The organism is Actinomyces howellii (genome assembly GCF_900637165.1).
Taxonomy (GTDB): Bacteria; Actinomycetota; Actinomycetes; order Actinomycetales; family Actinomycetaceae; genus Actinomyces; species Actinomyces howellii.
The window spans coordinates 2912601-2933348 of the sequence record NZ_LR134350.1 but is presented as its reverse complement, the minus strand read 5'-3'; the positions used below and the strand labels follow the sequence as shown (position 1 = coordinate 2933348).

22 protein-coding genes are annotated in these 20748 nt (G+C 68.8%); 11 read left to right on the top strand and 11 right to left on the bottom strand.

What is annotated here, in order from left to right; all coding sequences use genetic code 11:
* Window positions 1–2: 2 nt before the first annotated feature.
* From EL245_RS12275 to EL245_RS12230, 8 genes are read left to right on the top strand one after another with little or no spacing between them, the layout of a single operon-like run.
* The gene (locus EL245_RS12275; protein ID WP_126383520.1) at window positions 3–575 is read left to right on the top strand and encodes a DUF6668 family protein; all 573 of its coding nucleotides are present in this window, start codon (window positions 3–5) and stop codon (window positions 573–575) included.
* Window positions 575–847 (top strand): hypothetical protein, encoded by a 273-nt coding sequence (locus EL245_RS12270; protein ID WP_126383519.1) that lies wholly within the window; start codon window positions 575–577, stop codon window positions 845–847. Before EL245_RS12275 ends, EL245_RS12270 begins: the two co-directional genes overlap by 1 nt.
* Window positions 848–850: 3 nt before the next feature.
* On the top strand, window positions 851–1624 hold the full coding sequence (locus EL245_RS12265; protein WP_126383517.1) for a hypothetical protein: 774 nt from the start codon (window positions 851–853) through the stop codon (window positions 1622–1624).
* Window positions 1609–2967, top strand: a complete 1359-nt coding sequence (locus tag EL245_RS13300; RefSeq protein WP_161512722.1) for a type IV secretion system protein — start codon at window positions 1609–1611, stop codon at window positions 2965–2967. Before EL245_RS12265 ends, EL245_RS13300 begins: the two co-directional genes overlap by 16 nt.
* Window positions 2964–4466: an SCO6880 family protein gene (locus EL245_RS12245; RefSeq protein ID WP_126383508.1), complete on the top strand. Its 1503-nt coding sequence runs from the start codon at window positions 2964–2966 to the stop codon at window positions 4464–4466. Before EL245_RS13300 ends, EL245_RS12245 begins: the two co-directional genes overlap by 4 nt.
* Window positions 4467–4477: 11 nt before the next feature.
* Complete coding sequence (locus tag EL245_RS12240) at window positions 4478–5959, top strand: ATP/GTP-binding protein (protein ID WP_232009776.1); 1482 nt, start codon at window positions 4478–4480, stop codon at window positions 5957–5959.
* Window positions 5956–7587: a type IV secretory system conjugative DNA transfer family protein gene (locus EL245_RS12235; RefSeq protein ID WP_232009775.1), complete on the top strand. Its 1632-nt coding sequence runs from the start codon at window positions 5956–5958 to the stop codon at window positions 7585–7587. Before EL245_RS12240 ends, EL245_RS12235 begins: the two co-directional genes overlap by 4 nt.
* Window positions 7584–9179 carry a hypothetical protein gene (locus EL245_RS12230; protein ID WP_126383506.1) on the top strand — a complete coding sequence of 532 codons (1596 nt, stop codon included), beginning with the start codon at window positions 7584–7586 and terminating at the stop codon, window positions 9177–9179. The genes EL245_RS12235 and EL245_RS12230 overlap by 4 nt, the downstream gene beginning before the upstream one ends.
* Window positions 9180–9216: 37 nt before the next feature.
* On the opposite strand, the gene EL245_RS12225 is transcribed toward EL245_RS12230, so the two are convergent.
* Genes EL245_RS12225 through mobC form a run of 3 tightly spaced genes read right to left on the bottom strand, consistent with a single transcriptional unit; the run spans window position 9217 to window position 11758 of the window.
* A complete protein-coding gene (locus EL245_RS12225; RefSeq protein ID WP_126383504.1) occupies window positions 9217–9603 on the bottom strand; it encodes a DUF4913 domain-containing protein in 387 nt (128 codons plus the stop codon).
* Window positions 9604–9629: 26 nt separating this feature from the next.
* Window positions 9630–11495, bottom strand: coding sequence for a relaxase/mobilization nuclease domain-containing protein (locus tag EL245_RS12220; protein WP_126383502.1), 1866 nt, complete (start codon window positions 11493–11495; stop codon window positions 9630–9632).
* The gene (gene mobC, locus EL245_RS13775; protein WP_232009774.1) at window positions 11492–11758 is read right to left on the bottom strand and encodes a plasmid mobilization relaxosome protein MobC; all 267 of its coding nucleotides are present in this window, start codon (window positions 11756–11758) and stop codon (window positions 11492–11494) included. Before mobC ends, EL245_RS12220 begins: the two co-directional genes overlap by 4 nt.
* A 505-nt stretch (window positions 11759–12263) precedes the next feature.
* Here mobC and EL245_RS12210 point away from each other — a divergent pair.
* Together EL245_RS12210 and EL245_RS12205 are read left to right on the top strand one after the other, a co-directional pair.
* A complete protein-coding gene (locus EL245_RS12210; protein ID WP_126383497.1) occupies window positions 12264–12500 on the top strand; it encodes a hypothetical protein in 237 nt (78 codons plus the stop codon).
* A 5-nt stretch (window positions 12501–12505) separates the two neighbouring features.
* Window positions 12506–13816: a MinD/ParA family ATP-binding protein gene (locus EL245_RS12205; protein WP_126383495.1), complete on the top strand. Its 1311-nt coding sequence runs from the start codon at window positions 12506–12508 to the stop codon at window positions 13814–13816.
* A 68-nt stretch (window positions 13817–13884) separates the two neighbouring features.
* On the opposite strand, the gene EL245_RS14045 is transcribed toward EL245_RS12205, so the two are convergent.
* Together EL245_RS14045 and EL245_RS12195 are read right to left on the bottom strand one after the other, a co-directional pair.
* Entirely contained in the window at window positions 13885–14853 is a 969-nt protein-coding gene (locus EL245_RS14045; protein WP_126383493.1) for a C40 family peptidase, read from the bottom strand.
* Window positions 14850–15227: a glutaredoxin domain-containing protein gene (locus tag EL245_RS12195; RefSeq protein ID WP_126384533.1), complete on the bottom strand. Its 378-nt coding sequence runs from the start codon at window positions 15225–15227 to the stop codon at window positions 14850–14852. The genes EL245_RS14045 and EL245_RS12195 overlap by 4 nt, the downstream gene beginning before the upstream one ends.
* A 286-nt stretch (window positions 15228–15513) precedes the next feature.
* On the opposite strand from EL245_RS12195, the gene EL245_RS12190 reads away from it, so the two are divergent.
* Entirely contained in the window at window positions 15514–16101 is a 588-nt protein-coding gene (locus tag EL245_RS12190) for a recombinase family protein (protein WP_126383491.1), read from the top strand.
* A gap of 40 nt (window positions 16102–16141) precedes the next feature.
* On the opposite strand, the gene EL245_RS12185 is transcribed toward EL245_RS12190, so the two are convergent.
* The 6 genes from EL245_RS12185 to EL245_RS12165 form a co-directional block, all read right to left on the bottom strand.
* On the bottom strand, window positions 16142–16771 hold the full coding sequence (locus tag EL245_RS12185; protein ID WP_126383489.1) for a PIN domain-containing protein: 630 nt from the start codon (window positions 16769–16771) through the stop codon (window positions 16142–16144).
* A 215-nt stretch (window positions 16772–16986) separates the two neighbouring features.
* Window positions 16987–17835 carry a tyrosine-type recombinase/integrase gene (locus tag EL245_RS12180; RefSeq protein ID WP_161512720.1) on the bottom strand — a complete coding sequence of 283 codons (849 nt, stop codon included), beginning with the start codon at window positions 17833–17835 and terminating at the stop codon, window positions 16987–16989.
* Between the two features lie 76 nt (window positions 17836–17911).
* The gene (locus tag EL245_RS13295; RefSeq protein WP_161512719.1) at window positions 17912–18265 is read right to left on the bottom strand and encodes a hypothetical protein; all 354 of its coding nucleotides are present in this window, start codon (window positions 18263–18265) and stop codon (window positions 17912–17914) included.
* On the bottom strand, window positions 18262–19041 hold the full coding sequence (locus tag EL245_RS12175; protein ID WP_161512718.1) for a ParA family protein: 780 nt from the start codon (window positions 19039–19041) through the stop codon (window positions 18262–18264). The genes EL245_RS13295 and EL245_RS12175 overlap by 4 nt, the downstream gene beginning before the upstream one ends.
* Entirely contained in the window at window positions 19038–19235 is a 198-nt protein-coding gene (locus tag EL245_RS13290) for a hypothetical protein (RefSeq protein ID WP_161512717.1), read from the bottom strand. The genes EL245_RS12175 and EL245_RS13290 overlap by 4 nt, the downstream gene beginning before the upstream one ends.
* Window positions 19236–19778: 543 nt before the next feature.
* Complete coding sequence (locus tag EL245_RS12165) at window positions 19779–20363, bottom strand: NYN domain-containing protein (RefSeq protein ID WP_126383481.1); 585 nt, start codon at window positions 20361–20363, stop codon at window positions 19779–19781.
* Between the last annotated feature and the right edge of the window lie 385 nt (window positions 20364–20748).

Sequence of the window (20748 nt, the reverse complement as noted above, 5' to 3'; positions counted from 1 at the left end):
GCGTGAGCAATCCGTGGTTGACCGATGAACCTGCCCAGAGTGTTGTCGCGCCGGCGGGACCGGATCGTGATGACCGGGCTCCGGTGTCGCGGTCGTGGCTGCCGGTCGCTGAGGTGCCTGCGGTCGACGGGCTGGAGCTGGTGCAGGTCGGCTCGGCTGGCCTGTGGCTGGTCGGTGCGCACGGCGGCGCTGGGACGAGCACGGTCGCGCGGGTTCTGGGCGTCGCGGAGTCGGGCACGAGGTGGCCGGTGAGCGACCAGGGTCTTGTCCGAGCGTGGGTGGTGGCCAGGACGCACCGTGCTGGCACGGCTGCGGCGCAGCGGGCTGCGGTGCAGTGGGCCGGCGGCGGCGTGCCGGGGGTCGACCTGGCCGGTGTCGTGTGGGTCGCGGACGCGCCCGGGCGCCTGCCCCGGCCCCTTCGCCGGGCCGTGGACCTGGTGTCGGGGGCCTTCCCCGCCAGCGTCACGGTGCCCTGGGTGGGCGGGTGGCGAGAGGGCGAGGCGGACGCTTCGTCTGTTCCAGGACAGGTGCGGAGGGCCTTGAGAGCCGTCTCCGCCGACAGAAAGGAAGACTGATGAATGTCTTTGTTCCGATGATCGACCCTCAGCCCGTTGAGCCTCCAGGGGTGGGTTCCGATGTGACTACGATCCTGAGCTATGTGATGTGGATTGGAGGGATCACCTGCTTCGTCTCGATCGTCACGATCGGGGTCATCTTCTTTCTCAACGCCACGGGTCGTATCGGGTCGGGGGCAGAGGAGAACGTGACCAGGATCGGCTACGTGGCACTGGCATCGGGTCTTATTGGTGGCGCTAGTGGAATCACGTACGCCCTTACGGGGGTGTGAACAATGGTGGTCCAGGGTCAGGAAAATCGAGACGAACGACCCGGGGCGGAGCTGTTGTCCAGTCGCTCGTTCGTCGTCGGCATGGTCTTCGTGGTCGTGGTGGCGTTGATGGCGGTGTGGCTCGTCGTGGACTCCGCGGTGGACCAGGGGCGGGACGAGAGTGTCGAGGCGCCCGCAAGCAACAGCCCTGCTGACAGGGAAGTGGCTGCTAGCGCTGCGGGCGAGGATCCGAGCGCCTCGTCGGTCTGCGGCCTGAGTCCGGGTGAGCAGGCGCCACCGTCCGGGCCGCTGCCGATGGAGGTCGTGTCGGTGACTGACACGGTCAGCGTGCCTGTCGTGGAGGGAGTGGGGCCGGGGCGGGTGACGAACGGGCAGGTCAGTCACTGTTTCGCTCACTCTCCTACGGGAGCAGTGGTTGCTGCGGCCAATTTCTTGAGGTGGTTCTCCGCCCAGGAGCGGCTGCCGGACGTGGTCGAGACGTTGGTGGCGCCGGGCACGGACCGTGATCGGCTTCTCGAGCAGATCGAGTTGGGCTGGGACGGGGGCACCACTCGGCCGTTCGCGGTCATGGGCTACAAGGTCGAGGTCAGGCGTGACGACGAGGTGTTGGTGACGATGCTGACCTCGACGTCGGTGGAGGACCGCAGGCTGGTGTCGTGGCCGTTGGTCATGGTGTGGCAGGACGGGGACTGGAAGGTCCAGGCCCCGTCCACCGACTCGTGGGGCCAGGAGGGCCAGGAGTCGGACGCGGGCTTCACGCCGTGGGTGGTGCGCTGACGATGGCCGATTGCTGGTTCTGGCAGATGCAGTGCCATGCCGAGGAAACGGCGAACAAGGTCGCCGAGAACATCGTGGCGCTCTGGGGGCGCTCGACCCTGGAGGGCCTGGACAAGGCATTGGCAAAGGTCGGCACATTCTGGGTCGACACGCCCACGCCCGACGTGTCGAGCTCGGAGTCGGCCACGACCTACGTGGTGGACTCCACCTCCTGGCTGGCAGGGGTGGTGCTCGCAGGGTCGTTGATGGTCGCGGGGATCTACCTGATGTGGTCGATGCGGGGTGAGGAGGTCCGGAAGGTCCTGGGAGGAATCCTGCGGATGATCATGGTCACGGGAGTGGCCACCACTGCGAGTCAGCTGCTCATCGAAATCTCAGACAGCCTGAGCACCTGGTTCCTGGACCAGGCGATCGAGGACATGAACGGCAGTTTCGCGACCAAGCTGCTGGTGATCACCTCGGTGACGCCGTCGGAGGTCGGATGGTTGATGATCATTCTGGGCGGGGTGGTCGGTATCCTGGCCAACTTGCTCCAGATGGGGTTGATGTTCGTGCGCTCGGCGATGCTGGTGCTGGTTGTCGGGATCATGCCATTGGCGGCCGCTGCGGCGATCACCGACTGGGGACGGGACTGGCTGTCGAGGATCGTTGGCTGGGTGGTGGCGTTCGCCTTGATGAAGCCTGCGGCGGCCATCATCTACGGGGTGGCCATCAAGCTGGTGACGTCTGGGACGGCAACTGCCACGGACTCGCTGGGGTCCTTCGTCCAGGGCATCATCCTGATGGTCATGGCGGCGTTGGCGCTGCCTGCGCTTGTGCGCTTCATCGTGCCCGCTGCAGGGGCTGTGGCCTCTGGCGGTGGTGCCGGTGCACTTGCGGCGGGAGCCGGCACGCTGGCCACTGGCGCGGTCATGGTCAGCCGCCGCGGCAGCAAGGGCTCCAGCAGGTCAGGCGGTGGCGCCCAGGCCGACAGGTCGGCCTCCAAGGAGCCCGATGGAAGCCCGGGCACGGTCGGCGGTCAGAAGTCTCCAGGACCAACTGGAGCCGCCGCAGCGCCTTCGCGGGGCGCAGCCGCGGGTGGTGGCGCAGCCGCGGGTGGTGGCGCAGCCGCGGGTGGTGGCGCAGCCGCGGGTGGTGGCGCAGCCGCGGGTGGTGGCGCAGCCGCGGGTGGTGGCGCAGCCGCGGGTGGTGGCGCAGCCGCGGGAGCCGCGGCAGCGGCCGGGCCCGCGGCGGTGGTGATGGTCGGCGCGCAGGCGGTTCGGAAAGGTGCGGTTGCAGCGGCATCGGCAACGGAATCGGCCACTGGTGAGTCAGCCTCTGGTGCCGGGCAGGTGGCGAGATGAGTGCCACCGAGCAGCCGCAGGTCGTGACCTACGGGGGTTGGAGGGTCAGCCGCCCCGCGGGTCTAGGGAAGTTCACGTTGGGGCAGACGCTGGCGCTGTTCATCTGCGCTGCGGGTCTGGTGATGGTCGAGATGACAGCCGGCCTGAGCTGGGCGGTTGTGCTGGCAGCGCCGCTGGTGCTGGTGGCGCTGATCAGCACGGTGCGCGACAAGCACGGTTTGAGCTGGTTCGACAAGAGAGGCGAGAAGATGAAGTTCCGCGGCGCGCGGCGACGCAAGACCAACTTGTTCCGTACAGGGCTGCTCGACGTGTCGGCCAGCAGCTCGTGGCGGTGCCGGTTGCCGGGAGTCCTGGGCTCGTTGAATCTCAGTGAGCACCAGGACGCGTGGGGCCGGGTCTTCACGGTGGTCCATCACGGTGACGGCCGGCTGACGGTACCGATGGCCCTCGCACCGGCTGGCGAGGATCTGGTCGACAGGGACGCGATTGAGCGCAAGGTGGCTCTGTGGGGCCTTCTCCTGATGGACCTGGCCAATGAGACAGGCGTCGTTGGTGCGACAGTGACAGTGGAGACCTCGCCGGACACCGGTCAGCGCCTGGTGCAGGAGGTCAGCGCCCGGCGCTGCCAGGACGGGCCGGAGCTAGCACGCCAGATCGTCGACGACGTGGTGGCTGCCGCCGCGGGGACAGGAGTCAGGGTGCGCACGTGGGTGACCGTGTCGTTCAGGCCGGAGGTGTCGGCGACCACGCGGCGCGACCGTCGGGAGCGTGCGGTCCAGGAGATCGCCATGCGCCTGCCGGGGCTGACGCAGATCCTGGTGGAATCTGGAGACGGAGCCGTCCACCTCCTGGACAGGCAGGAGATGACACGAGTCGTTCGCGAGGCGTACGACCCCGAGTCCGCGGCGGTGTTCGAGCAGGCCGCTGCTGACGGCCTGGTCGTCGACCTCGATCTCAGTGAGGCCGGCCCGATCAGTGCCGAGGCAGACTGGGACTCGTATCGTCACGACTCCGGGTTGTCCCGCTCGTGGGTGATGAGCCGCCCGCCTCGCGGGCTGGTCCAGTCCCGTGTGCTACGGCGGGTCCTTGAGGTCAGTCGCGATGTCGAGATCAAGCGCGTCACGATCCTGTACCGGCCTGTTGACCCGTCGCGGGCCCCGGACGTGGTCGAGAAGGACGTCGACAAGGCGACGGCTAGGCAGAGGATGGCGCGCCGGCCCACGGAGCGGATGAGCAGGGAGGTCGCCCAGGCGGTCAAGACCGCGCACGAGGAGGCCTCCGGGGCTGCGGTCCTGGACTTCGGCGTGGTGATGACGGCGACAGTCACCGGCGATCAGGCGCGCGAGCGCCTGGAGACCGCATCGGCCGCGGTGACCTCGGCGGCTGCAGGGTCTCATCTGCTGACCCGGGTCGCGTACGGTGCGCAGGACACAACCTTTGCCATGGGGCTGCCTCTTGGGCTGGTCCCCTCCCGTCAACAGCTGACCGGGGGGTGGTGACCGTGGGGCTGATGAGGAGCCTCGCAGCACGGATGCTGGCGGGTCCCGAGCAGGCCGCTGTCCCCCGGGGGCCGGGCAGCGGAGCGGTGTCGGCGTGGCCGCGGATGGAGCCCTGGAGAGGCACGTCGGTCCAGGTGTGCGGCCTGTGGCCTCTGATCGTCGGGGGTGCCCCGCCCGTGGTCGGGGCACCCCTGGGACCTGTGCTCGACGGAGAGGGGTTCGTGTGCGCCGACCACATCTCGTGGTTCGAGACGGGGCTGATCTCCGCTCCGTCGGCAATGGTCCTTGCGCTCAACGGCGTGGGGAAGTCGTCGCTGGTGCGCAGGATCGTCGCCGCTCACGCCGACATGGGGATTCATTCAATGGTGTTGGGCGACATCAAGCCGGACTACGTCGACCTCATCCGAGCACTGGGCGGGCAGGTGATCACCATCGGTCACGGCCAGGGAGGGATCAATCCTCTAGACGCCGGCAACGTGGGCCAGGCCGCGGCTGCTCTGGCCACGGACCCCGCGCGGCGCTCTGCGCTGCTCAAGGCGGCTCACGAGCGCAAGAAGAACATGGTGCTGTCCTTGATCCAGATCATGCGACGCCAGCCCCCGGGCAACCGCGAGGAGATCGTGATTGACGAGGCAGTACGTATCCTGGAGGACCGTGGGGGGCAGCCCGCCCTTCCCGACCTTCTCCAGGTCCTGCGTGAGGCTCCCGAGCAGCTGCGCTCGGTCGCGCTGGATCGCGGGGAGCTCTCCCGGTACAGGGAGGTGACCGAGGAGCTGGAGGTCTCGCTCATGGCTCTCCTTCGGGGGCGGATGGGAGCGATATTCGCTGCCAGGGAGACCACGCCGATGCTCATGGACCGCGACGTCGTGTTCGACGTTCACGACCTGATGCACGAGCACTCCGACATCCAGGCGGCGGTGCTGCTGAGCTGCTGGTCCTACGGCTTCGCCACCGTGGAAATCAGCCAGGCCTTGGCGGACGCAGGGGTGGCTCCCAGGAGACGCTACTCCCTGGTGATGGACGAGCTGTGGCGCATCCTGCAGGCAAGCTCAGGCATGGTCGAGCGGGTGGACTCCCTGACCCGGCTCAACCGGACTATCGGCATCGGCCAGATGATGATCACCCACTCGATGGCGGACTTCTCCTCGCTGTCCAGCCAGGAGGACCGGACCAAGGCAGCGGGTTTCGTCGAGCGCTCCAAGATGCTGCTCCTGGGGGCGCTTCCCGCGAAGGAGATGCCCCTGCTGGAGGGGGTCATGGACTTCTCTGAGGCAGAGAAGAACCGGCTGATCAGCTGGTCCGCTCAAGGTGGGTACGACCCGTTCAGCCAGGAAGCCTTGCCGCCGGCAGGCATGGGACGGTTCCTGCTCAAGACCTCGGGAGCACCGGGGGTCTCCTTCCGCGTTGACTTCGCTCCTGCCGAGCGGAGGCTCTCGGACACGAACCGGCGGTGGGAGGCCAAGCAGAAGGAGCTCAGGGAGCAGAGGCCGTGAACGGGTGGCAGCCCTCGACCCTGGTCAAGGCAATGGCGCTGGCGATCGGGGGATGGGCCCTGGCGGCCTTCACCCTGGGGACGCAGGCGTGGGCACACGCCACAGGGATCAGGGTGCCCCTCAACCCGTTCACGGCGCTAGCGCTGATGGCGCGCGGGCAGCTCTCACCGACTGCTGGAACATGGGCGAGCGTCGTGGTCGCGGGTCTGGTCCTGGCCGCCCTACCCGCGGCGATGACCTCGACGGTGCGTGCGCGACGGCGCGGTGACGGCGCCGCGCGCCTGACCGGACGGCCGGCGGACACGGCCTCCCTCAACGAACGTGAGGTCGCCGACAAGGCCCGTCGGCTCGGTGTCAAGGCCGATGTGGCCGGGCTGCCGGTCGGCAGGGCTGTAGCCGGAGGTCGCCGCCTGTGGTCGAGCTTCGAGGACGTGTGCGTCATGATCGCCGGTCCTCGCACCGGGAAGACCTCCTGCTGGGTCGTGCCGCGGGTACTGCGGGCGCCCGGGGCGGCGGTAGTGACGTCGAACAAGCGTGACGTGCTGGACTCGACCCGCCAAGAGCGAGCGCGACGTGGGCGCGTGTGGGTCTTCGACCCCCAGGGAATCGCCGATGAGCCCCAGTCTTGGTGGTGGGACATCACCTCGTACGTGACTGATGCGATGCAGGCCCAGGCCCTGGCCCGCATCTTCGTCGACACCACCCGTCCGGCGGGGGCCCAGGCCTCCTCCGCGTACTTCGACGCGGCGTCACGCAACCTCATCGCTGCGCTTCTGCTCGCAGCAGCCCGCTCCGAGAAGCCGCTCTCCGCGCTGCACGGGTGGCTCAACGACGAGGCCGATCGTGAACCGGTCAGGCTCCTGCGCGCCGCAGGTGAGATGCAGATGGCTCAGACCCTGGAAGGCATCATGAACCTGGTTTACCAGACACGTTCAGGTGTCTACGGTGGCGCCTCCACCACGATGAGCTTCCTGCTCAACGATCGGGCGATGCGGTGGGTCACCCCCCAGCCCTTCCTGACCCAGCTCAGGCCTGAGGACCTTGTGGCCTCCACCGACACCCTGTACTGCTTGAGCCAGGAGGGCAGGCGCAGCGCGGCACCGATCGTGACCGCGCTGACCGTGGCGGTCACTGAGGCGGCGGTCGACCACGCCAAGACCCAGGCTGGCGGCCGCCTGGCCGCACCACTGCTCATCGAGCTCGACGAAGCGGCCAACGTGTGCCGGTGGGGTGACCTTCCGGCCATGTACAGCCACTTCGGGTCGCGGGGCATCTGCGTGGACACTCTGGTCCAGTCATGGTCACAGGGCACGGCCGCCTGGGGTGAGGAAGGGATGCGGACGCTGTGGTCAGCGGCCAATGTCAAGGTGTACGGGGGCGGCGTGTCGGAGAAGGGGTTCCTGACCGACCTGTCCGAGCTTCTCGGGTCGCACTGGGTGCCGTCGAAGCAGCGCACGCGGTCCCGCCAGGGGTGGTCCGCCACCTACTCCATGGACGCCCAGCAGCGTCAGATCGCCACCGTCGCTGACCTCCAGGCCCTGCCTGCGGGCAGGGCCTGGGTCCTGGCGTCGGGGTCCAAGCCGGTCCTGACCAAGATGATCCCCTTCTGGAAAGTGAGAGGCGAATGACGAGTCAGCATGATGAGGTCACTGCACAGGCCTCGGGAGAGGCACGACGCGCCTTCCAGGTCGCGGTTCAGGTCGCACGGTTCCTGGCCGACCAGCGGGCCCGGTCCCTGGAGCGGGCCCGCAGGAGGTCCTTGGCCCAGGAGCGGGCGGTGCGCGACACGATCGAGCGCCAGCGCCGGCTCGCTGAGCCGGTCCTGCGCCGGGGGATGGACGACCGGTTCTGGGACGCGGCGCAACCCAAGGACGCCGCATACGTCCACGGTGTCGCCGTCCGCTTCGAGCAGGTCGACCCCCTGGCTCGTATGGTGGTCGACCGCTGCCGGGACGAGGCCCGCAGGCGATGGGACGTCGACCTGGACGACACCACAACCACGAGGGCAGAGGACCTCGACGGGGCGGTGGCCGCTGACGTCGCCCCGATCCTGGAGGACGAAGAAGACGTCGACCTTCGCACAGCGCTCGACCAGACCGCCGAGCAACAGGAGACGCACCAGGGCCGGACGAAGGAGCCGGCCAAGGAACAGCCTCACGGGCAGGGCCCCACGGCTGACGACGCCAGGCGAACGGATCCTCCGGCCGTCGGCCACGAGACAGCCGACGGCACCGTGGAGGAGACCGGCGCCAGCACGGTCACAGCCTCAGAGCTCTCCGCCGACGAGAACACCGCCTGGAGGTGGTTCACCAGCCACTACGACCCGACCAGGACGATGCCCGACCAGGACGACGCCCACCGGCGAGCGTGGGCGCACAGCACCTGGGCTGCGATGGCAGCCGAGGGCATCGATCTCGACCACCCGCCGGCCATCGAGCCCCTGACCGGGGACGCGCGTGACTCATGGCGTTCTCAGGACGGCGCCTCGGCGCAGGTGGCGGACGCGCTGGGAGTCGACCCCGCCCACGTCCGCGGCCGGGTCGACCCGCGCTCACTCAGCCCGCTGCGCCGTTCCTGGGAGATCGAGCAGGCCGGCGCCTGGCCCGAGCTGTCCCAGTGGGACCAGACGTTCCAGACCAGCGGCTCCGCAGCCCTCAGATCCGGGTACGAGCCCCGGCTCGTGGGCCAAGCACCGACCCCTGGACGGTATACGGCGCTGACCCGTCAGGCTGCGGCTGCGGAGGCGCGGCAGGCAGGCATGGACGTCGGCACCTACCTGGACCACCTCCAGCCCCTTCAACGGCGCGGTCTGATCTCCACGCACACTTCAGGCGCTGGCAAGGAAGGGACCGAGACCCACGACCAGCTGGCCCTGGCCGCCAGCTACCGCGTCGCCTACGCCAGGCGCAGCGCGCTGGAACGCCCCGACTGGTCAATTCGACGGGCGCGGGCCGCGGACCGGGCCACGTCCTTCCAGGACGGGAGCAGCCGTCAACCTGCATGGGACTCCACACAGGCCCGTCAGGCATGGGCGGAGACCCAGCTCGCCCGCGGCGTCGATCCCGAGGCGGTGCGCGCCGTGGCCACCGGTGACAGGGCGCTGCACGAGCCGGCCAGCAGGGCAACAGCCCATCAGTCGACCACGGCGAAGAACGGTGCCGCGGACCGCCCGCGTGTGACGGCCAAGCAGGCCCTGCACGGCCAGGACCAGCAGATGTAGCGGTACCGAGGACGAGCAGGCACTCGTGAGGGGTTGTTCACCGCGGGGTGAACAACCCCTCGTCCGGCTTGTCACAGGGGAGGACCCCTCCGGGGTTGTCCGGCTGTGTGTTGTGCCCCTTGGCCGGCGAGCACGCCCGGAATGGGCCCGCAGGGCTGGTCAGGCGGTCCATGATCGGGTAGGCGAAGAGGGTCAGCCACCTCGCCGACCAGGTCGGCCCGTCAGCGACGTGCATGTGCTCAAAGGACTGCCACAGGGCCATCAGGTCGAAGACGGCCTCGGCGTGCTTCCACCACTGGGGGCACCAGCAGGTCTGCGTGGGAGAGATACTGCGGTCAAAGACCACTGCGACGAAGTCCTCGACGAAGATCTCAAGCGTCGAGAACTGCAACTCCGGCGGGGCGGTGTCCTTAGGTGTGCTCATGCCCTGCTCGTAGCCCGTGCGCGCCCCTACAGCGTATGGCCCTGCCCGGGATGGTGCCCGGGTGCCGCTGGTCGGGGCGAGGTCTCCTGGACCTTGCTGTCTTCGCCACCAGGCAGGGCGAGACCCATGACACGCCGGACTCGCTCGAGCTCGTGCTCGTCACGCTGGACGCCGGCGCGACGGACGTCGTGGTCGCCTTCAACGGGCTGCTGCGAGGGCGCGCCGGCGCCCGTCACGGGTGCGGCAGCGGCCACCACCATCCGGATCCGGTCGGCCTGCTGCACACTCATCCCACCTGCCACCTCGGGCACGGTGGCACGCTCGCTCCCGGCACGGCCACCAGGGGGGCCTGCAGCCTGCTCACCGGTGGCAGGAGCGCTGTGGGTCTGCACGGGGCCCGCGGTTCCTGCGAGCGCACCGAGAAGGCTGTGCCCACGGTCCACGGCCCGCGGCCGTCGACTCGAAGACGGGTGGACCGCCGCCAGGGCAGCGGTGGCGTGCTCCAGCATCTCGTCCGCTGTGCGGGCTTGCCCGGCGACACGGTAGACCTCGACCAGCGTGTCGAGCAGAGCCAACGTCTGCACCGTCAGGACGCTGACGTCCCCGCTACGGTTGGCAGCCGCCGACAGCGCCAGCGACGCGGCCAGTGAGACTGCAGCCGGCGCCGCAGCCACCGGCGCTGGTCGACGGTGGGTCTGGGCCGCCCTGCCCGCGGTACGCGCGGCCCGGGCCAACAGCTCTGCGGCGTCACCGTTGCGGCACGCCATCGCCTGAGCACTGAGCAGGCCGGCGACGTCCCGGGTAGCGTCCGCCAGGGACACAGGATCGCGTGGATCGACCTCCCGCAACGCGACGTCGTAGAGCTCCAGAGCCTGAGCACAAGCCTCCAGCTGCGCACGCTGGGCAACCTGACGCGCAGGCATCCCGCGCCACGCCTGCCGCCAGGCATCGACCGCCTGCTGCGCCGAGTGCGGGGTATCGGGCCAGCGCGCCCTCAACCGCGGCAGCGACAGATCGCGAGCGACCTTGCCTCCTGCATACCACAGCGTGTGCTCACCGCGACGGGCGTGCAGGGCCACCGAGTAGCCGACCACCACGTCCGTGCGCCCAGCCGCGAAGCGAGGCCGAGCACGCACCCCCAGCTCGCGCAGACGGACCACGAAGTCGACCTCGGTGTCAGCGGCCACCGCAGCAGCCCGCACCCGCTCCTCCAGCACACGACGGTCGGTGCGGGCCCGGCCCCTACGCGCGCTCGCACGCAGGTCGGCCGCCGAGTCGGCTCGCGCGCCGCGCGCGTGCTCGCGGGCCTCGATGACGTACAGGCCGTAGGCGTGCTCGATAGCGTTGACGGCCTTCTGCGCCCGGGTCTGGTCCCGCCAGTTGCTCCACTTCGTGCCGTCCTCGCGCACGGTGACCGCGACGATGTGGATGTGGTCACCACCGTTGCCCGCCTGCCCGTGGTTGATCGCCACCCAACGGCACTCAGCTTTGCCGTCGGCTCCGGTGAAACCCATCCGCGTCATGAAGTCCCTAGCGATCGCGGCCCACTCCTGATCCGACAAGGGCCCCTCATCCGGGTGCAGAGCCAAGGAGCAGTGCCACACATGATTGGCCACCGGTCCCGGGACCGTCTCACGCCGTCCGGTCTCCTGATTGAAGACCCTGCGTGACCCCATGGGACGCACACCAGTCTCGGTCATGAACTGGTCAAGCCGGCGCGCGATCTCGTACGCCTGCGACGTGCTCAGGTCCTCCCACTGGCCCCACCGCCGTTCGACCACCCCCGAGCCGGCAACAACGTGCGGTGACTCGTGCTCATTGAACCGGCCCGGGCCCGCGAGATAGTTCATCAGCCCTGCGGTCGACCCACCCTCAGTGATCGCGGCGATCATCGCCTCACCCCAGCCAGGATGTCGTCAATGTCGTCGTGCAGCCGCAGCACCTTGGCCACCACCGCATCGAAACCGGAAGGTATCTCGGAGACGGTGTTGGCGTGGCGGGCGATCTGATTCAGGTTCGTCGCCACACCCACCAACTGACGACGGTAGTCGCGCAGCTGAGCCACAAGCTCACCCGCTCCACCGACTCCCTCGACGGCAACCGGGTGAAGCGCGCTGTCCACCAAGATCTTGGCCATCGCCTCACCGCTGGACACTGACCGAGCCTCCAGGAGGGCACGCTCCTCAGGAGTCAGATACACGGTCAGACGCGAGCGGGGCACGCCGTCACGCACGCGCGCGCTGCGGCGTAAGTCGTGCCGTGGACGGCGCCGCGCGTCCGAACCGGTGCCCGACACCGTCATCACCTCCTGCCCAGCGCAGCGACCCCAACGGGACACACACCAGTGTGCCACCGGGGGACGACGACAGTCCACCGGAGAACTACTTAGCACATGTGCTAAGTACCATCTTGCTCCGCGTCAGCGGAACCTGTGGGTGAGATGACGGACTGCCCGCACCGAGTCAGCTGCCGACAACACGGGTGACCACGTTCGGCTCCGGCACGGTGCTAGGCGGCAACGCGAGCCAGCCGGCTACGGGCGCCGTCCGCCGTGCCGTGCCGGGTACGACGGCAGCCAGGCACATGTGCGCGCACACCCCACGTACCGGACGTGGGCGCAACCGCGACCCACGACCAGCGCACCGAAGGAGCGACCTGCCATGCCCGACCCCGTCGACACCCTGCTCGCCCAGCAGCACGACCGCACCGCCGTGGTCCGTGACCTGGGCGCCCAGCAGGACAACCTCACCGCCGCCATCGACGCCTACAGGACGGCCTGGCGCGCCGCGACCAGCGCTGGATGGACCAAGAGGGATCTCACGCGCGCAGGGATGATCGACCCGAGCCGTCTACCCCGCGCCGCGCGCCGCCAGGCCGACAACGCCACCGAGGAGTGAGCACCATGCCCCTGACCGCGACCATCAACCTTGGCCCGACCGGCGCTGGATCCATGAGCATCGGCAACTCGCTGCGCCCGATCAGAGGAACCGACCTCGACGACGCACGCAGCAAGGTCCGAAGCATCCTGACCACCCGTGCCGTCGACCTCGACGAGCTCATCATCGCCTCGTGCACCGAACCCGAGGGCGCCTTCACCATCGCGATCCACCCCGACGGGACGGTCACAGCCGCCGACCTCGACGAACAGAAGACCGCACCACATCCCTCACCCGAGCCGGCCCCTGCACCTCCCCGTACCCCGATCGTCAACACCCCCGACCAGCTTGCCACGATTGACGACAAGGCCCGCGACGCAGACGACCCGGTGCATCCGACCACGCGACGCGAAAGGCAGGCTGAGCTGCGCCAACGCACGCTCCTCGAACAGATCTCCAACGAGGCCCCCGCCCGCACCGGGGTGCGCGGCCTGCTCAACACGCTGGGTCTGCACCTCGCTCCCTCGAACAGGGAGCGCACCGAACGGGACGATGTCGCTGCCGTCTCCCAGCACTGGCCAGGCCCCCGCACGATCGCGGTCGTCAACGGCAAGGGCGGAGCAGCCAAGACACCGACCACGATCCTGCTGTCCGCCGTCCTGGCCCGCAACGGCGGCGCCGGGGTCATCGCGTGGGACAACAACCCCAGCCGCGGCACCCTGGGCTGGCGCACCCAGACCGGCCCCCACGACGCCACCGTCATCGACCTGCTCCCCCACGTCGACCACCTCCTGTCCCCGCACGCCCAAGCCGCCGAGATGGCCGGCTACACCCACCACCAGCGCCAGGACCGCTACGACGTCCTGCGCTCCCGCCCCGAAATACTGTCCGCACACCCAGGTGACGACACGACCTTCAACCGCGTGCACGACGTCCTGGCCAGGTACTACCGCGTCATCATCGTCGACTCTGGCAACGACGAGACCACCCTGTCCTGGCGGGCGATGATCGCCCGCGCCGACGCGATCGTCGTACCCACCATCACCCGACCCGAGCACGCCGAGTCCGCCCGCCTCCTACTCGACGAACTCGCTGGCGCCGACCCCCACTCGGCCACCCTGGCCGAGAACGCCCTGGTCATCGTCTCCCAGGGCTCCAAAGCCGAGCCCGGACCCGACCAGCTCGTCAATACCTTCCGCCAGATCACCCGGGCCGCCGTCGGCATCCCCTACGACCCGGCCATGGCCGGGCGCCCCCTCATCCTGGACAACCTAGCGCCGACCACACGCCGCGCCTGGCTCGCAGCAAGCGCCGCACTTGCCCACACACTGACCTGAAACCGTGCCCGGGAGCGTGTTGAGGGGCACCGGCCGTGATGGCCGGCGCCCCTCAACACACCCCGGACTCAGTACGGACGAACCGCGTACGGCATTGCCCCCTGGGTCCGCATCTCAGTCTCACGGACCGTCTGGCCGAAGGTCGGAGACTCGATCATCATGCCGTCCCCCAGAAAGATCGCCACGTGGTAGATCCCCGACTCGGTACCGTCGTAGGACCAGAACACAAGGTCACCAGGACTGGCCTCCGCAAGAGGAACCCGGGTCCCCTGACCGTACTGCTTACGAGAGCTGTGCTCCAGGCTCACCCCCGCAGCACGATAGGCAAGCATCGTCAGCCCCGAGCAGTCCAGGCCAGCCGCCGACTCACCAGCCCACACATACGGAGTACCCAGGTACCCCCGCGCCGCCGCGATCGCCTTGTCCGCCACCGGGCCACCACCACTGTCCACCACCACGCCCTGAGTCCCGGTAAACCTGGGAACGTCACCGATGATCAACGGGACGTACAGCTCGGTCTCCCCGTTGACCGGGAGACCACCAGCATCCGCGACGGCGCCAGGCCCCGCGTTGTAGGCAGCCAGCGTCAACTCAAGCAAGTCACCCTGGGCAGTCCCGGAGTCGAGGTAGCCCCTCACCATGTCGACCAGATGACACATGTAGACACCCTGAGACAAGATCGCGTCGGCAGGGTTCCACACGTCCGCAACGCCGTCCCCGTCTCCGTCCGTACCAAAGTCCGCCCACGTCTCCGGCATAAACTGGGCGATTCCCTGAGCACCCATCGGACTGCCGACCAACGGGTCGAACTTCGACTCGGTCCAGATCTGGGCTGCGATCACCGGGGCAGAGACCTCCGGGCACAACGTGCCAGCCTCGACAACCGCACCCACATACTCCGCCGGCACACCAGCTACTCCCCCCGCTCCCGCAGCCAGCGGCTCCGACTCCGTCTCCTGCTCACTGTCACCACCTCCCATCATCATGGGCACCAGCACCAACAGCGGCAACACCCCCACCACCAACGCCCGCCTCACCGCTCCATCCCCAACCCCGACTGCTCGATCGTCACCGAACCATCGGGAGGAGTCTCGCCACCCACACGACCCCGCGCGCCCGAAACAGCCGCCGACCCGGACGGAACCGCAGCCGCCACGATCGACTTGATCCGACCAGGATCGAACCCCGACGTGCGTGTCCCATCAGGCCCTTCAAGCACAGGCGCCTGTACCAACCCCTCCGCACGAAACCGCTCGACCAGATCCGGCCTGGTCGACAAGTCCACAAGCTCGTACCCCACACCCGCTCGATCAAGCTGCCTCACGGTCGCCTTGCATCCCATACACGTGGGTGTCGTATACACCGTGATTGCCGCCTCTTCACTCACCTGGGGTGGTAGCTTGTCGGACATCATCCGCTCCTCTCGTCCTCTCGTCACTACGTACGTAGCCCGTGCGCGCACAGCGCAGTGAGGAGGTGCCGGTGAGGACGACTGTCTGGTGGGCGCATACCTCGACCACGCCGGACGGCAGAGGAGCCGCGGCCGCCGCCGGTTCGTCAGGGGCCAGGGCCAACGAGTCGATCGGCCATTGGCGCGTTGGGGTACACCCCAACGCGACAGTCCGCGACACTCACGAGTCCGTCGTTTTAGGGTCCTCGATAGGGGATGTGCTACAGATGTGTGCGAGACTCTAGACATGACGCAACACGCCGGGCGGGCGGCCGCCGGCCAGCGGGTCGGCTACGCCCGCGTGTCCACGGTCGACCAGAACCTGGACCGCCAGCTGGCGGCGATCGGCAAGGTCGACCGGCTGTTCACCGACTCCTCCACCGGCGGGTCGCGCGCTCAGCGCACGGGGCTGACCGAGCTCATCACCTACGTGCGCGCCGGCGACACGGTCGTGGTCACCTCGATGGACCGTCTCGCGCGCTCACTACGCGACCTGGTCGCCATCGTCGACGAGATCACGACCAAGGGAGCCACGCTCACGTTCCTGACCGAGGGGCAGACCTACCGTCCCGGGCACACCGATCCCACCAGCGACCTCATGCTGGGCATCCTAGGCTCGGTAGCTCAGTTCGAGCGGGCGCTGATTCGTGAGCGCCAGGCCGAGGGAATCGCCGCTGCCAGGGCGCGCGGGGTCTACCGTGGCCGCGCCCGGGCCCTGAGCGAGGCCGACGTCGAGCAGGCGAGGGAGCGCGTAGCCGCCGGCGTCCCCAAGGCGGCTGTCGCCCGCGACCTCGGCGTCCACCGCTCCACCCTCCACCGGGCCCTCAGCCAGTAGATCAAAAGAGGAAGTCCCTGTGGGGTCAGGGGTCGAAGGGTCAGTTGTAGGTGCGCGGGTCAAGGCTGCCAGTGAAGTGGTCCCGGGTCATCGAGGTCGTCCAAAGCCGCCTCTCGGTGCGGATGTTGCCGTATGTCCGCCGATCGGCGGGGTCGTACCACTTGGTGGCCTCGATCTTCGTAGACGTCGTACGGGCGGCGTTGTCGAGGGCCGGGGCGAGGTCGGTGTCCCGGGAGGCGAGGACGACGACGTCGTACAGGCCCGAGCGGGCGAGGTCAACCAGAGCCAGGGCGCACAGGACGTCTACTCCCTTCTCCCTTCGGGATGCTCGCACAGGAACTCGGAGGCGGTCTCGGTTCTCCCAGGTGTAGCTCAGGGGGCGCAGGGTCACGTTGACCACTCCGTGGTGCCAGCGCTCCCAGGCGACTTTCTGCGCCTGGTTGCGCCGGTAGGCGTCAGGGTCGTCCTCCGGGATCGGCAGGCCGCGGAAGACCTCCACGCGCTTGACAGACGCGCGGCGGGCTGGGTCGTCGATCTTGTCGTTGCGGGCCTGCGCGAGCTGGCAGGCGAAGCGGAACGGGTCGATCAGGCCTTCCTCAGGTGGGCGCCCGGGAAGGAACAGGGATGCTCCTGCGAGGTGGACGTTCTGGTAGTCGATCACGACAGCCATCGCCAGAGTCACGGGAGCCTCCCAGAAAAGTTAGACCCCGCCAGTCCCGAAGGACGGCGGGGAGTTACGGCCCCAGGCTAGACAAGTCTGGTAGACACAGACAAGTGATCTACGTCACCGTCAAGTGTGGCTCGTCTGGACCGCGTGGCCTCGCCCGTGCACATGCTGGTGGCGTCGAGCGCAGCCCTGGCGCCTCGGGCGTGAGGTGTCGGCTGTCACCGGGCTCGCAGGAGGTGGAGTGCTGCTCGTTGTTGGTCGGGGTCGACGCCGAGGTAGCGGCCGGTGGTGGCCAGGGAGGAGTGGCGCATGAGGGTCTGGACGACGCGGCTGTCGGCGCCGGCTCGCAGGAGCGCGGTAGCGAAGTAGTGGCGGAGCTGGTGTGCGCTGCCCTGGATGCCGGCGCGGTCGAAGGCACGTGAGATGACGGTGCCGACGGTCTGGGGCGTGACCGGTTGGCTTGGCCGCGCCGGTGACGGGAACCAGTAGCCGGCGAATGGGTAGTGGTCGGCGAGGTCGAGGATGACGGGGTGGGCAGGCAGGACGTCGTGGCGGCCGCCCTTGCCCGCGACGTGCAGCGTGCCTGCGATGGGGTCGATGTCGGTGCCGCGGATGCGGGCGATCTCGTGGATGCGCAGGCCGGCGTAGGCGGCCAGGAGGACCTTGGCGCGGGTGGGGCGGCGTAGGGGCAGGGCGAGGACGGCGTCGAGCTGGGCGTCGGTGATGGGGCGTGGGCGGCCGGCGGGTACGCGGGGTCTGGGGACGCGGACTGTGGGGTCGTCGTCGCGGTGGCCAGTGAGGACCAGCCATCGGGTCCAGGCGCGGGCGATGGAGTAGTAGGCCTCGCGGGTGGCGGGTGATGGCAGGGTGGCGAGCCAGGCCGACAGTGTGGTCGAGGTCAGGGCTGCGGGGTCGGTGCCGGTGTCACGGGCGAGTTGGGTGATGACTCGTCGGCGCTCGGTGATGGTCCTCTTGGACAGCCCCTGTCCGGACATGGCAGTCGTCCAGGCATCGATGAGGAGGGCAGGTGCGTTGGCAGGGGTGACGAGTCTCAGGGATGCGCTCATGACGCCAGCGTCGCCCGGGCCCCCTCTCCCCCGCTGTCGGGTGGTCAGGTCCCGGGCGACGCTTGACGAGCGGCGACTACCTGCGGGCGGCGTTTCCTGTGGGCAGGACGCCGGCTGGGGTCGGTGCGAGCGGTCGGCCACCGTTGTGGTCCGCCTCGATGGCCTCGGTGGCCTGCATGAGTAGAGCGGCGACCCACTGGCCGAAGGTCGGGTAGTCGCTGCCGGGCTGGGCGCAGGAAATGCGCCAGGCTGTGCGGGCGCGTCCGAGGTCCTCGACATCCATGCGGATCGTGAGCTTCGCCCGGGCCGGGGCGGGCTGGCTGCTGGCGACCGTCCCGTTGCCAGCAACTTGCCCTGTTGCTGGCAACTGTTCTTGTCCGGCGGCTGGGTCGGGGACGGTTGCCTTGGTGAGGCGGCGGACGGGCTTCATGCGTTCTCCTTCGTCGTGAGAAGCTCGGCGATAGCGTCGAGCGCGTTGACGTAGTCACGGGCTTCCTCGCGGGGGACGGGCACGCCGTTGGTGGCCGCGGTGGCCACCACCTCACGCTCGGGAAGCAGGTGGTCGATGACGAGGCCGGGGTGGTCTTGACGCAGGGCATCGCGCCAGAGCGATCTGTCGCGGAAGTCGCGCCAGAGGTTGATGACGATGCCGCCGATCTCGAGGCAAGGGTTGGTGCGCTGGACGATGCTGATGGTGCGAAGGAGTTCGTTGACGCCGTCGACGGCAGTGGCGCGGGCAGATGTGACGATGAGGACCTGGTCGGCAGCCCCGAGGGCTGTCAGGGTGAGAGAGGCGAGGGAGGGCGGGCAGTCAATGAGGACGATGTCGTAGTCGTCCACGGCGCCCTGAAGGGAGTCGCGGAGCCAGAACTCGCGGCCGGGGCTGGCGTTGGTGTCGATGGCTGCGAGGTTGCGCTCGGCGGCGATGACGTCGACGCCAGCCCAGGCAGCGCCGGCGGGGCGGATGGCCTGGGAGGCGATGCCGGTGGATCCCTGGGGGTCCTGGGAGACCGCGACGAGGACGTCGAGGAGGGTCAGCGTGTCCGGCCGGGTGACGATGTCCATCGTGCTGCTGGCATTGGCTTGAGGGTCGGCATCGATGACAAGGACTCGCCGGCCGGCGGCTGCGAATCGTGAGGCAAGGTTGACGGTGGTCGACGTCTTGCCGACGCCGCCCTTCTGGTTCGCCACGGCGATGGTGGTCATCGGTGTGTGTCCTTCCTGAGACGGTAGATCTCGTCGAGCAGTTGCTCGACGAGGGTGTCCGCGTGGTCTCGGAGGTCCTGCTGGGAACGCCAGCGGTCCTCGGCGCATCCGTGGGTGCTGGCGTCGAGCATCCGCTCGGCGGCCTGGGCGACGTCGGAGACGACGACCTCGTCGTCCGTCGTTCGACGGGGCAAGTTGCTGGCGACGGGACAGTTGCCAGCGTTGGGTTGCTGGCAACTGTCTTCGGAGCAGAAGGTCGCAGGTTCGAATCCTGTCCGGGGCACCACCCGACCCCCGTCCGCGCCCGCGACGGGGGCCTCGTCGTCGACCGCTCCACCCTCCGCCGAGCCCTCGATAGTGTCTTCTGGATTGATCCTCGGACCGGAAGGGAGTCTTGGCATGGCCAAGAACTACCGTAGTGCCGCCACTGGGCGCTTCTTCAGTGCGGCGGCGGCTCGCAGGGCGCCGGCGCGCACTCTCAGTGAGGCTCGTCGCAAGGACGCTTCCTCGGGTGTCTCCTACCGTTCGGCGAAGACCGGACGCTTCGTCACGAAGGAGACTGCTCGACGTCACCCCGGTACGACGGTGCGGGAGGGGCGGTGACGATGTCAGGCGTCACGATCAAGTGGAACGCTGCCGAACTCAGGAACCTGGAGCGCCAGGTCAAGGGGCGGGGCCACGATGCGGTACCACCCCACACCTCCATCGAGCACTGAGCCACGGGGGCGGGGGGAACGTCACATGCTGGGGAGGCTCGGGTCCGCGTAGTTGGTGGGGTCCTGGACGTGGAGGAAGTCGGCCTCGTTGAGGAAGTGGCCCCAGGGGGTCTGGGTGTCGTCGATGCGGAGACGGCGGCCGCCGCTCCAGCAGGCGAGCTCGACGTGGCAGGGGGTTTCGTCGTAGACGAGTTCGATGGCGGGGAGGATGTCCTTGTCGCTGGAGAACACGATCGCGACGTCGATGGTGCCCCTCATGGCGTGCTTGACGAGGTCGACGGCGAGGGCGACGTCGATGCCCTTCTCGGAGGCTGGAACGTCGGGCCACTGGGGCGGGTACTGGAGGTTGCGTCGGATGACGGTGACGCCGGTTGCCTCCCAGTCGGCTGTCTGGCGGTCGTTGGCTCGAGCGGAGACGGCCTGGCGGGTGGGGTTGGGGCGTCCGCGGTAGACGCGGGTGTCGACGAGCTGGCTGGGTCTGCGGCGGCGGCTGACGAGGAGCTCGGCTGTGGCTTTGGGCCAGATGTGGCCGTCAGCGGCGCTGAAGCAGCGCTGAGCCCAGCCGGCGACGTTCTGGTAGTCGAAGAAGACGGCGACGCGGTCCATGAGCACCTCACTCGGGCAAAAAAACCCCGCCAATCCCGGAGGATGGCGGGGCGGAATGCGATAAACATATCGCGTCCGGGCGACAGCAGCAACAGCCAGTGCCCGGGCACGACGGCGTGAGGTGTCGGCTGTCACCGGGCTCGCAGGAGGTGGAGTGCTGCTCGTTGTTGGTCAGGGTCGACGAGGAGGGCGGGTGCGTTGGCTGGGGTGACGAGTCCCGGGGAAGCGCTCATGACGCCAGCGTCGCCCGGGTCTCCTCTCCCCCACTGTCGGGTGGTCAGGTCCCGGGCGACGCTTGACGAGCGGTGACTACCTGCGGGCAGCGTTCCCTGTGGGCAGAACTCCGGCCGGGGCCGGTGCGTGAGGTCGGCCCCCGTCCGCGCCC

Excerpts from the sequence above, each read along its gene's own strand:
- EL245_RS12205 (WP_126383495.1), top strand. The coding sequence starts at position 12,506 with ATGCCCCTGACCGCGACCATCAACCTTGGCCCGACCGGCGCTGGATCC.
- EL245_RS12185 (WP_126383489.1), bottom strand. The coding sequence starts at position 16,771 with ATGGCTGTCGTGATCGACTACCAGAACGTCCACCTCGCAGGAGCATCC.
- EL245_RS12190 (WP_126383491.1), top strand. The coding sequence starts at position 15,514 with ATGACGCAACACGCCGGGCGGGCGGCCGCCGGCCAGCGGGTCGGCTAC.
- EL245_RS12225 (WP_126383504.1), bottom strand. The coding sequence starts at position 9,603 with ATGAGCACACCTAAGGACACCGCCCCGCCGGAGTTGCAGTTCTCGACG.
- EL245_RS13295 (WP_161512719.1), bottom strand. The coding sequence starts at position 18,265 with ATGAAGCCCGTCCGCCGCCTCACCAAGGCAACCGTCCCCGACCCAGCC.
- EL245_RS12195 (WP_126384533.1), bottom strand. The coding sequence starts at position 15,227 with ATGTCCGACAAGCTACCACCCCAGGTGAGTGAAGAGGCGGCAATCACG.
- EL245_RS12165 (WP_126383481.1), bottom strand. The coding sequence starts at position 20,363 with ATGGACCGCGTCGCCGTCTTCTTCGACTACCAGAACGTCGCCGGCTGG.
- EL245_RS12240 (WP_232009776.1), top strand. The coding sequence starts at position 4,478 with ATGAGGAGCCTCGCAGCACGGATGCTGGCGGGTCCCGAGCAGGCCGCT.
- EL245_RS12230 (WP_126383506.1), top strand. The coding sequence starts at position 7,584 with ATGACGAGTCAGCATGATGAGGTCACTGCACAGGCCTCGGGAGAGGCA.
- EL245_RS12245 (WP_126383508.1), top strand. The coding sequence starts at position 2,964 with ATGAGTGCCACCGAGCAGCCGCAGGTCGTGACCTACGGGGGTTGGAGG.
- EL245_RS12210 (WP_126383497.1), top strand. The coding sequence starts at position 12,264 with ATGCCCGACCCCGTCGACACCCTGCTCGCCCAGCAGCACGACCGCACC.
- EL245_RS12180 (WP_161512720.1), bottom strand. The coding sequence starts at position 17,835 with ATGAGCGCATCCCTGAGACTCGTCACCCCTGCCAACGCACCTGCCCTC.
- EL245_RS12270 (WP_126383519.1), top strand. The coding sequence starts at position 575 with ATGAATGTCTTTGTTCCGATGATCGACCCTCAGCCCGTTGAGCCTCCA.
- EL245_RS12220 (WP_126383502.1), bottom strand. The coding sequence starts at position 11,495 with ATGATCGCCGCGATCACTGAGGGTGGGTCGACCGCAGGGCTGATGAAC.
- EL245_RS12175 (WP_161512718.1), bottom strand. The coding sequence starts at position 19,041 with ATGACCACCATCGCCGTGGCGAACCAGAAGGGCGGCGTCGGCAAGACG.
- EL245_RS12265 (WP_126383517.1), top strand. The coding sequence starts at position 851 with ATGGTGGTCCAGGGTCAGGAAAATCGAGACGAACGACCCGGGGCGGAG.